Here is a 10,109-nt window from a genome sequence, read left to right as displayed (position 1 = left end):
CGAATAAAGGCCGTCTGAAACATTATCAAACCAAACCACTCGAAAGTAAGCTATGCAAACCCTGACCATCATCCGCCCCGACGATATGCACTTACACCTGCGCGACGGCGACGCACTCAAAGCCGTTGCCCCGTACACCGCCCGACAAATGGGCCGCGCGGTTATCATGCCCAACCTGAAGCCGCCCGTTGTCAGCGTTGCCGATGCCCAAGCCTACAAAGAGCGCATTATGGCCGCCCTGCCTGAAGGCAGTACCTTCCAGCCGTTGATGACGCTTTATTTGACCGACAATGCCACTCCCGAACTCGTGCGCGAAGCCAAGGCTGCCGGTATCGTGGCTTTCAAACTCTATCCGGCAGGCGCGACCACCAATTCCGATTCCGGCGTGACCGACCTGTTCAAACTGATTCCCGTGTTGGAAGAAATGGCGAAACAGGGTATTTTGTTCTTGGTTCACGGCGAAGTCACCGATCCTGAAATTGATATTTTCGACCGCGAAGCCGCCTTTATCGAGCGCGTGATGAAGCCGGTTTTGGCGCAAGTGCCGAATCTTAAAGTCGTGTTTGAACACATCACCACTGCCGAAGCAGCCCGACTGGTATTGGAAGCAGGCGATAATGTGGCCGCGTCTGTGACGCCGCAACACTTGCTGCTCAACCGCAACGACCTCTTGGTCGGCGGCGTGCGCCCTCATCATTTCTGCCTGCCTGTACTCAAACGCGAAACCCACCGTCAGGCTTTGGTTGCCGCCGTTACCGGCGATAAGGCGCACAAATTCTTCCTCGGTACGGATTCTGCGCCACATGCCAAAACTGCCAAAGAAAATGCTTGTGGTTGCGCCGGTATGTTCAGCGCGATGACTGCCATCGAGCTTTATGCCGAAGTGTTTGAGAAAGCAGGCGCGTTGGACAAACTGGAAGCCTTTGCTTCTAAAAACGGCCCGCGTTTCTACGGTCTGCCTGAAAATTCCGATACCATCACACTGGTCAAACAAACGCAAACCGTACCTGCCAGCGTACCTTACGGCGATGGCGAGCTTGTGCCGATGAGGGCCTGCGGCGAGATTGAATGGACGGTGCAATATTAAATTTGCCGTCAATGAGGCATAAAAAGAAACAACCTGCTTGAAAGGGCAGGTTGTTTTTTTATTGTCGTTCAGACGGCCTGTCATGGGGAGGGAGGCTCACTAGGCCGTCTGAAAACCGGATTAGAGTGTGTGTTTATTCGGTCAACATGGGTTTCAGCGCTTCCCAAGCCTGCGGCAGCTGGGTAAAGCCGTCTGAAGCCATCAAATGGCCGCCTTCGGGAATATGGGTAACAGGGCTTTTGAGCTTGGTTGCCATGTCCAAAGTCAGTTCGGGCGGAACATGGGTGTCGTTGTCGGAAACCAGACAGTGTTTGGGCATGTCGATTTTGCGCAGGATGTCGAAATCGGGGGATGCTGCTTTAATGTAGGCATCAAGTGTGGGCAGGGGCAGCAACGTATCGGCAAAACCGGCGGCAAGCAGCAGACCGCCGATTTTTTGCGGCTGTTGGCGGCTGAGGAAGTGAAGGAGGGTAATGCAGCCGAGGCTGTGGCCGACTAGGAAGGTATGGGCATCGGGCTTGCCGATGTGCTGGTCAAGGGTAAACTGCCACGCGGTCGTGCTTGGTTTGTCGGGATTGGGCATGGCGAGGGAGATTGCTTGTGCGCCGGTGCTTTTGACTTGGGCGCAAAGCCAGTCAAACCAGTTGCCGTGCGGATTGCCTTCAAAGCCATGTACGATATAAACGCGTCGATTCATGTTTTTCCTCCTTCAGACGGCCTGAGACTTTTGTCTAAATCTCTGCCTATAAGCGTTTATTATACCATGTTTGTTTATGTTTTATTGTTTGTCGCTTGGTAAGGATGATTGATTAAGTTTTTGTTGTTAAATGATATTTGCAAGAATAATAAAGCAAACAACACGGCAGGGGCGGATGGAGTTGCCGTGTTGTTCGGGTTTGAAATATATATGGGCCGTCTGAAAAACCGGTTTAGAAATAGCCTTGTTTTTTGCGCTCTTCCATTGCCGCTTCCGATACGCGGTCGTCCATGCGTGTGGCACTGCGTTCGGAAATGGTCGCGGCGGCGGTTTCGGCGATGATGTCTTCGGGTGTGGCGGCGATGCTGGCAACCGGGCAGGTGCAGGAAATATCGCCGACGGTACGGAAACGGACATCACGGATTTGGGCAACTTCGCCTTCGCGTTTGGGGGTCAACGGGGTAACGGGAACGAGCAGGCCGTTTCGTTCGACAACTTCGCGCTTGTGGGTGTAATAAATCGGCGGCAGGGCGAGTTTTTCGCGTGCGATGTATTGCCAGATGTCCAATTCCGTCCAGTTGGAAATCGGGAATACGCGCATGTTTTCGCCTTGGAACAGGCGCGTGTTGTAGAGCGACCATAATTCAGGACGTTGGTTTTTAGGATCCCATTGGCCGAACTCATCTCGGAAAGAGAAGATGCGTTCTTTGGCGCGCGCTTTTTCTTCATCGCGGCGTGCGCCGCCCATTAGTGCATCAAATCCTTGTTCTTCGATGGTTTCAACCAGTGTAATGGCTTGGGCGGCGTTGCGCGAATCGGTTTCGCGGCGCAAGACGACACTGCCTTTGCGGATGGACTCTTCTACGCTGCCGACCACAAGTTGTACGCCGGTGCGTGCGACCGTGTCGTCGCGGAACTGGATGACTTCGGGGTAGTTGTGGCCGGTATCGACGTGCAGGAGTTTGAACGGCAGCTTCAGCGGACGGCCTTCGATTTGGAAGGCTTTGACGGCAAGCGCCAGCAAGACGACGGAGTCTTTACCGCCGGAAAACAGCAGGGCCGGGTTTTGGGCGTTGGCAATCACTTCGCGGATGATGTAGATGGACTCGGCTTCGAGCCAGTCGAGGTGGTGGTTTTGGATGGACATTTTTCTCTCTTTGCAATCTTGGCGATAGCCGATACTTTAGTGAGGCCGTCTGAAAAAGGGAAAGAATGGTTTGTTTGTTGCAAAGATGTTTTTGTTATATTGCCCGAGTGTGTTTTCAGACGGCCTTTGCGCTTTAACTTATTTTTAACCCGATTTCTCTGACGAAGCGCCTGTCTTCGCGTACACTTTGGTTTTTTAGAAATGAGAATGGTTTATGTATCACGGCGAGAGATTTAATGCGTACAGCCATTTGGCCGGTTTCTTATTGGCAGTGGCGGCGTTGGTGCTGATGCTGGTGAAAGCGGTGGAATCGGCGGACGGCTATCGGATTGCCGGTGCACTGACTTACGGAGTCTGCCTGCTGCTTCTGTATTTGGGCTCAACCTTATACCACAGTATTCCGCAGCCTAAGGCCAAGGCAATTTTGCAAAAGGTTGATCATTGCATGATTTATCTTTTGATTGCAGGCAGCTATACGCCGTTTACGCTGATTACCCTTCACGGCGGCTGGGGTTGGTCGCTTTTCGGCGTGTCGTGGGGGCTGGCTTTGCTGGGCATTGTTCAGGAGCTGACGATCGGGCGCAAAAGCGAGAAACGGCTGCTGTCGATGGTGATTTATGTGTTGATGGGCTGGCTGATTGTGGTGGCGGTGTGGCCGCTGATAAAATCGCTTTCGGCGGGCGGATTGTTTTGGTTAGTGTTGGGCGGCGTGTTGTATAGCGCGGGGATTTATTGGTTTATCAATGATACTAAAATCCGCCACGGCCACGGTATCTGGCACTTGTTTGTCTTGGCAGGCAGTTTGACGCAATTTATCAGCATTTATTTTTATGTGTTGTAGTTTCAGACGGCCTGAAATAAAAAACCTCTCAGTTTGACTGAGAGGTTTTTGTTTGTCGTTAACCTGGGTTTTTGTCGTGGAATTCGTGGAATTCATAGTTGTAGGTCAGCTCTTTGCCGGCTTTGGTTTGCGCCAGATAATCGTCGTAAACCGCACGGATTTCCTTACGCAGCAGGAAGAGGGCGATTAAGTTCGGCAAGACCATAAAGCCGTTGAACATATCGGACATACTCCAAACCAAATCCACTTTGCCCAATGTGCCCAATACGATGGCCACCAAAACCAGTGTGCGGTAGATGCCCAAGTGTTTGCCGCGGAACAGGAAGCGGATATTGGATTCGCCAAAGTAATACCAGCCGATGATAGTGGTGAAGGCGAAGAAGGTCAGACAGACGGCGAGCAGTTGCGAACCGAAACCCGGGAAGGCTTTGTTAAAAGCCAGTTGGGTAACCGCCGCGCCGGTTTCGCCGGAGAGGTTGGCGTCGGTCAGCAGGATAATCAGCGCGGTTGCCGTGCAGACCATCAGCGTATCGATAAAGATACCGATAAACGCGGCCATACCTTGTTGCACAGGATGTTTGACGTTGGCGGTCGCATGAGCGTGCGGGGTCGAACCCATACCGGCTTCGTTAGAAAACAGGCCGCGTGCCACGCCAAAACGGACGGCCTCGCGCATACCGATACCGGCCGCACCGCCCAATACCGCCTCAGGATTAAAGGCGGCAACAAAAATATGGCTGAACATCGGAATAATGTGGTCGGAGAATTTGAACAAGATAATCACGGCACACAAGATGTAAATTACCGCCATAAACGGCACGACAAATTGCGCGATACCGGCAATGCGGTTGATGCCGCCGATGATAATCAGGCCGGCAAGTACGGCCACCGCAATACCGACTGCCATCGGCGGAATATTAAAAGCCAAATTCATGGCCGAGGCGATGGAGTTGGATTGGGTCGCGTTGCCGATAAAACCCAGCGCGATAATCAAGGCGATGGAGAAAAAGCCGGACAGGAAACGCGCCGCGCCCCGGCCGATTTTCGGGGTCAGGCCGTGCGTGATGTAAAACGCAGGGCCGCCGATGTATTTGCCGTGGCTGACCACGCGGTATTTTTGCGCCAAAACGGCTTCTGCAAAAATGGTAGACATGCCCAAAATGGCAGACAGCCACATCCAAAAAATGGCACCCGGGCCGCCGGCGGTAATCGCAGTGGCCACGCCGGCAACGTTACCGGTACCGATTTGCGCGGAAATCGCCACGGCAAGCGCTTGGAATTGAGACAGGGATTTGCCTTCGTGGTCTTTGTCTTTTTTGCTGAACAAGCCGCCGAAAACAGATTTGAAACCTGTTCCTAATTTGGTAATTTGCGGTGCGCCCAAGTACAGGGTAAAAAACAGGCCGATGCCGATTAAGGCATAAATCAGCAGGTAGTCCCAAAGAACCAGATTGACTGCACCCACCAGAGCAGACAATATTTCTTCCATAATATAACCTTTAAGAAAAACAAATAAAAAGAAAATGATACGGGCAACTACTCCCGTTCATTTTCGCGGTTGGCAACAAGGGCGAGCAGGCCGTTTTGCCGTTTAATACCGGTTAAGTTGTTAACAATCCTGACCGATTTTGTCATCATACCGTAAACCTTCGTGAATTAAAACGAAAAACTGACTAAGGTTTGCAGCAAATATGCATCTTTAAAAAAGATTCTTTGTTTTTCAGACGGCCTGTTTTTGCAAATATTCGGGCCGTCTGAATATTTTGGCTAAAGGCAACTTATGATAAAATGCACGCCTTACAAATAAAGCACATCCCGCCTCAGCGCGTGAAAAAACGAAAGGAATCAATATGGCAGGCCATAGTAAGTGGGCAAATATCCAACACAAAAAAGCCCGACAAGATGCCAAACGCGGCAAAATCTTCACCCGTCTGATTAAAGAAATTACCGTTGCTGCCCGTATGGGCGGCGGCGACCCCGGTGCAAATCCGCGCCTGCGCCTGGCTTTGGAAAAAGCCGCTGAAAACAATATGCCTAAAGACAACGTGCAACGTGCCATCGATAAAGGTACGGGCAATCTGGAAGGCGTGGAATACATCGAGTTGCGTTACGAAGGCTACGGCATTGGCGGCGCGGCTTTGATGGTGGACTGTCTGACCGACAACAAAACCCGTACCGTTGCCGATGTGCGCCATGCGTTCACTAAAAACGGCGGTAACTTGGGTACCGACGGTTGCGTAGCGTTCAACTTCGTTCATCAAGGCTATTTGGTGTTTGAACCGGGCGTTGACGAAGATGCGCTGATGGAAGCGGCTTTGGAAGCCGGTGCGGAAGACGTCATCACCAACGACGACGGTTCCATCGAAGTGGTTACCGCGCCGAACGACTGGGCCGGTGTGAAATCGGCTTTGGAAGCGGCAGGTTACAAATCTGTTGACGGCGACGTTACCATGCGCGCCCAAAACGAAACCGAGTTGAGCGGCGAAGATGCGGTTAAAATGCAAAAACTGATTGACGCATTGGAAGATTTGGACGACGTACAAGACGTTTACACTTCTGCCGTGTTAAATCTGGACTAATGGTTTAAAGAATAAAAGGCCGTCTGAAATTTCAGACGGCCTTTTTATATTGAAACCAATCAGATTTTTCTGGTTTTCAACCAAGCCCAAAGCAGCAGCAATACCACGAAGCTGAAATACAAAATACTCCACACCGGCAGGGCAACGCCGAATAGATAGTCCGGCTCGGCGCAGTTGCCAAAGCCGCGGACGATGGGTTCAAACCAATCGAACAAAGGCCAGTCGCGCAGGCGGAAGGTCCAAGGTGCGCCGCAAGAAGGAGCGGTGCCGGGCGGCAGGCTTTGCAACCAAATTTGATAGGCGGCGACACCAGCGCCGTAAACGGCCGGAGCGGCAATCAACAATGCCGAGAGCGAACGGGCAAATTTGGAAGATTGAGAACTGAACGCCGTAACAATTGCCAACAGCCCGACACCCAATACGCACAAGCGTTGCAGGATGCACAATACGCACGGGTTCATGCCCAAAACGTATTGGGAAATAAAGGAGCCGCAGGCGGCAAATATGGAGAGGACGACTAAAAATAAAACAGTCTTGCGGAAAAAGTTCATCACATAAAACCTTTCAGACGGCCTGGACGCAAAACAGCCGATAAATAATGTTTACTTTAACACAAAACGCATATGCTTTTTTTGGTTTGACGGTTTTTTGCGTATGTTTGTTGATGTTGCGTAACCATAAATATGGAAACAAAAATGTGTTTCATATCGAAAAGGCCGTCTGAAATGTTCAGACGGCCTTTAGGGGAGAGACGTTTTATTTTTTCCCGTGAGATTTTTTGACATCTGCTTCAGTAATCGTACCGCCGCCATTATTAAAGGCGTTCATGATGTAAGTGGCAACGGCGGCAACATCGGCATCATTGATGGCGGTAGAAGGCATGAAGCCGTTGTAAGGTTTGCCGTTCACTTTAATCGGGCCGTTGATGCCCTTGGTCATGCTTTGCAACAGGACTTGCGGTTTTTTGTTGATATAGTCGGACTGGAACAGTGGCGGGAACATGGCACCCCGACCTTCGCCTTTTTTGCCGTGGCAAGCGGCGCAGTTGGTTTCGTAAATCTTTTGTCCTTTGCTCATCAGCGTGGCATCAGCGGCAAAAGCGGTTGGGAGGCTGAGTGCGGTCAGAAGGAGCAGGATAGGGCGGAGTGCAGTCATGATGTGTTCCTTTTTGAGTCGTGTTTTTGATGGCTACACGCTTGGTTTGCGTTTGAATAACTTGATGATAACGCTAAAGGCCGTCTGAAAGTGGATTTTTCAGACGGCCTTTGGTTTAGGTCAAATCCAGCCTTGCAGATTGGCCCGGCTTAATTGGGCAAGTGCGGCAATCCAGTCGGCGGAATCGTTGAGGCAGGGGATGTAACGGTATTCTTTGCCGCCCGCGGCGTGGAATTGTTCGCGTCCCATAATGGCGATTTCTTCCATGGTTTCGAGGCAGTCGGCCATGAAACCGGGGCAGAAGACGTCGAGTTTGGTCGTGCCTTGTTTCGGAAGTTCATTAAACAAGGCTTGCGTGCTGGGCTTGACCCATTGGGATTTGCCAAACTGGCTTTGGAAAGAAACGATGTATTCTTGTTCGGATAAGCCCAATGCCTGCGCGAGCAGTTTGGCAGTATGGTGGCACTCGTCAGGATAGGGGTCACCGTCGTCGTGATGCTTTTGCGGAATGCCGTGGAAGCTCAACATCAGTTTTTCGCCGCGTTCGTTTTGGGCCCAATAGGCTTCAATATGCTGCTTCATGGCTTGGATATAAGCGGCATCGTCGTAATAACGGGAAACAGTGCGGATGCTCATTTGGTTGCGTTGCAGCAATAACTCTTGAAACACTTTATCCAAAGCCGCGCCGGTAGAAGAGCCGGCATATTGCGGATAGAGCGGAATGACCAGCAATTTGCCCACGCCTTGGGCTTTGAGTTCCGCCAAAACGTCGGCAACGCTCGGGTTGCCGTAAGTCATGGCATGACGGACGATGACATCGGGCAAATGTTTGGCCAGGGCTTCTGCTTGGCGGTGTGTGTAAACCTCAAGCGGCGAACCTTCTTTAAACCAAACTTTTTCATAGGCATGCGCGCTTTTTTTGGGGCGAAAGGTCAATACCAAGCCGCGCAATATCGGTTGCCATAAGAGCTTGGGTAATTCGACAACGCGTTGATCAGACAGAAATTCTTTCAAGTAGGGCTTGACTGCGGCAGCAGTGGGCGCGTCAGGCGTGCCGAGGTTGAGCAGCAGGACGGCAGTACGGTTTTGTGCGGTATAGGCTAGGGCCGGTTCGGTATGGAAACGGGACATGGTTGTGCTTTATTAATGATGAATATTGAGGCCGTCTGAAAAGTAGTTTGACTCAAAGCCTGGTTTCAGACGGCCTTTAAAAGGATTAATCCACACCACGGGCGCGGTTTTCATGGAATTGCGCCTGCCAATCGGCAAATTTGCCTTGTTCGATGGCTTCGCGCATTTCTGCCATGATGACTTGGTAGAAGTGCAGATTGTGGATGGTGTTGAGCTGTGCGCCCAAGATTTCGCCGACTCGGTGTAGATGGTGCAGGTAGGAGCGGCTGAAATTCTGACAGGCGTAGCAGGTGCAGCTTTCATCAATCGGACGCTTGTCGAGTTTGTGTTTGGCGTTTTTGATTTTCAAATCGCCAAAACGGGTAAACAGCCAGCCGTTACGCGCATTGCGGGTGGGCATGACGCAGTCGAACATATCCACGCCGTGTGCCACGCCGTACACCAAGTCTTCAGGCGTGCCGACGCCCATCAAATAATGAGGTTTGTGTTCCGGCAGGATAGGGCCAACAGCGCGTAACATGCGGTACATTTCGGGCTTGGGTTCGCCAACGGACAAGCCACCGATGGCCAAGCCGGGGAAGTCGAGTTCTTCCAAACCTTTCAACGATTCTTCGCGCAAATCTTCATACATCGCGCCTTGTACAATGCCAAACAACGCATTCGGATTTTTCAGGTCTTCAAAAGCCTTTTTGCTTCGCTCCGCCCAGCGCAGGCTCATTTGCAGCGATTTTTGCGCTTGGCTGTGCGTTGCTTCGCCCGGGGTGCACTCGTCCAGCTGCATCACGATATCGGAATTCAACACGGTTTGGATTTTCATCGACACTTCGGGCGAGAGGAATAGTTTGTCGCCGTTGATCGGGCTTTGGAATGTACAGCCTTCTTCGGTCAGCTTACGCATATCGGACAACGAGAATACTTGGAAGCCGCCCGAGTCGGTCAAAATCGGCTTGTTCCAGCCGATAAATCCGTGCAGGCCGCCGAATTGTTCGATGACTTCCAAGCCTGGGCGCAGCCACAGATGGTAAGTGTTGCCTAAGATGATTTGTGCTTTGATGTCATGCAGGTTTTGCGGGTTCATCGCTTTGACCGAACCGTAAGTGCCGACCGGCATAAATACAGGCGTTTCGATTTTGCCGTGGTTCAGTTCCAAAGTACCGCGTCGGGCATGACCGTCTTTTTTGTGTAAGGTAAATTTGAGCATAATAATAAGAGATTGGACGTTCGCGTGTGTGCGAAATGAAAGGGCAGATTATAAAGGATTTTTCGTTGGTTGACGGCTGGATTTTATCTTTGTCAAAACAATGCTTCAGACGGCCTGAATAATAGAAGAAATAAAAAATGAGGCATAAATCAAACAAAAATATCCAGGCCGTCTGAAAAGTATTTACAGATGCTTGCAAAAGGGAACACGCTTCGTTACAATAAGCGACTTAGATGAAGGCACATAGCTCAGTTGGTTAGAGCACCACCTT

10 protein-coding genes are annotated in these 10,109 nt (G+C 51.2%); 3 read left to right on the top strand and 7 right to left on the bottom strand.

Annotated features, from left to right (window positions below; genetic code table 11):
• Positions 1–52 precede the first annotated feature (52 nt).
• Positions 53–1,087: a dihydroorotase gene (gene pyrC, locus ACTHUT_RS09505; protein ID WP_070713005.1), complete on the top strand. Its 1,035-nt coding sequence runs from the start codon at positions 53–55 to the stop codon at positions 1,085–1,087.
• A gap of 133 nt (positions 1,088–1,220) precedes the next feature.
• Here the strand turns inward: pyrC and ACTHUT_RS09500 are convergent, their stop codons facing one another.
• Both ACTHUT_RS09500 and cysD read right to left on the bottom strand, forming a co-directional pair.
• Positions 1,221–1,784: an RBBP9/YdeN family alpha/beta hydrolase gene (locus ACTHUT_RS09500; RefSeq protein WP_070713003.1), complete on the bottom strand. Its 564-nt coding sequence runs from the start codon at positions 1,782–1,784 to the stop codon at positions 1,221–1,223.
• A 232-nt stretch (positions 1,785–2,016) separates the two neighbouring features.
• Positions 2,017–2,931: a sulfate adenylyltransferase subunit CysD gene (cysD, locus tag ACTHUT_RS09495; RefSeq protein ID WP_440385649.1), complete on the bottom strand. Its 915-nt coding sequence runs from the start codon at positions 2,929–2,931 to the stop codon at positions 2,017–2,019.
• Between the two features lie 214 nt (positions 2,932–3,145).
• Here cysD and trhA point away from each other — a divergent pair, with 214 nt between their 5' ends.
• A complete protein-coding gene (trhA, locus tag ACTHUT_RS09490) occupies positions 3,146–3,772 on the top strand; it encodes a PAQR family membrane homeostasis protein TrhA (RefSeq protein ID WP_440366201.1) in 627 nt (208 codons plus the stop codon).
• Positions 3,773–3,830: 58 nt separating this feature from the next.
• Here the strand turns inward: trhA and ACTHUT_RS09485 are convergent, their stop codons facing one another.
• Positions 3,831–5,261, bottom strand: coding sequence for an alanine/glycine:cation symporter family protein (locus ACTHUT_RS09485; RefSeq protein ID WP_070849480.1), 1,431 nt, complete (start codon positions 5,259–5,261; stop codon positions 3,831–3,833).
• A gap of 361 nt (positions 5,262–5,622) precedes the next feature.
• Here ACTHUT_RS09485 and ACTHUT_RS09480 point away from each other — a divergent pair, with 361 nt between their 5' ends.
• Complete coding sequence (locus tag ACTHUT_RS09480; RefSeq protein ID WP_300481257.1) at positions 5,623–6,351, top strand: YebC/PmpR family DNA-binding transcriptional regulator; 729 nt, start codon at positions 5,623–5,625, stop codon at positions 6,349–6,351.
• 59 nt (positions 6,352–6,410) lie between these two features.
• On the opposite strand, the gene ACTHUT_RS09475 is transcribed toward ACTHUT_RS09480, so the two are convergent.
• From ACTHUT_RS09475 to tgt, 4 genes are all read right to left on the bottom strand, one after another.
• Complete coding sequence (locus tag ACTHUT_RS09475; RefSeq protein ID WP_003745954.1) at positions 6,411–6,902, bottom strand: disulfide bond formation protein B; 492 nt, start codon at positions 6,900–6,902, stop codon at positions 6,411–6,413.
• Positions 6,903–7,107: 205 nt separating this feature from the next.
• The gene (locus tag ACTHUT_RS09470; protein WP_003745956.1) at positions 7,108–7,506 is read right to left on the bottom strand and encodes a c-type cytochrome; all 399 of its coding nucleotides are present in this window, start codon (positions 7,504–7,506) and stop codon (positions 7,108–7,110) included.
• Positions 7,507–7,626: 120 nt separating this feature from the next.
• On the bottom strand, positions 7,627–8,637 hold the full coding sequence (hemH, locus tag ACTHUT_RS09465; RefSeq protein ID WP_440385650.1) for a ferrochelatase: 1,011 nt from the start codon (positions 8,635–8,637) through the stop codon (positions 7,627–7,629).
• A gap of 85 nt (positions 8,638–8,722) precedes the next feature.
• A complete protein-coding gene (gene tgt / locus ACTHUT_RS09460) occupies positions 8,723–9,838 on the bottom strand; it encodes a tRNA guanosine(34) transglycosylase Tgt (RefSeq protein ID WP_440385651.1) in 1,116 nt (371 codons plus the stop codon).
• Positions 9,839–10,109: the final 271 nt, after the last annotated feature.

This window comes from Neisseria sp. P0022.S010 (assembly GCF_051956635.1).
Note: the sequence above shows the minus strand (reverse complement) of the source record. Positions and strands in the feature narration are given on the sequence as shown.

Excerpts from the sequence above, each read along its gene's own strand:
- pyrC (WP_070713005.1), top strand. The coding sequence starts at position 53 with ATGCAAACCCTGACCATCATCCGCCCCGACGATATGCACTTACACCTG.
- ACTHUT_RS09500 (WP_070713003.1), bottom strand. The coding sequence starts at position 1,784 with ATGAATCGACGCGTTTATATCGTACATGGCTTTGAAGGCAATCCGCAC.
- cysD (WP_440385649.1), bottom strand. The coding sequence starts at position 2,931 with ATGTCCATCCAAAACCACCACCTCGACTGGCTCGAAGCCGAGTCCATC.
- trhA (WP_440366201.1), top strand. The coding sequence starts at position 3,146 with ATGTATCACGGCGAGAGATTTAATGCGTACAGCCATTTGGCCGGTTTC.
- ACTHUT_RS09485 (WP_070849480.1), bottom strand. The coding sequence starts at position 5,261 with ATGGAAGAAATATTGTCTGCTCTGGTGGGTGCAGTCAATCTGGTTCTT.
- ACTHUT_RS09480 (WP_300481257.1), top strand. The coding sequence starts at position 5,623 with ATGGCAGGCCATAGTAAGTGGGCAAATATCCAACACAAAAAAGCCCGA.
- ACTHUT_RS09475 (WP_003745954.1), bottom strand. The coding sequence starts at position 6,902 with ATGAACTTTTTCCGCAAGACTGTTTTATTTTTAGTCGTCCTCTCCATA.
- ACTHUT_RS09470 (WP_003745956.1), bottom strand. The coding sequence starts at position 7,506 with ATGACTGCACTCCGCCCTATCCTGCTCCTTCTGACCGCACTCAGCCTC.
- hemH (WP_440385650.1), bottom strand. The coding sequence starts at position 8,637 with ATGTCCCGTTTCCATACCGAACCGGCCCTAGCCTATACCGCACAAAAC.
- tgt (WP_440385651.1), bottom strand. The coding sequence starts at position 9,838 with ATGCTCAAATTTACCTTACACAAAAAAGACGGTCATGCCCGACGCGGT.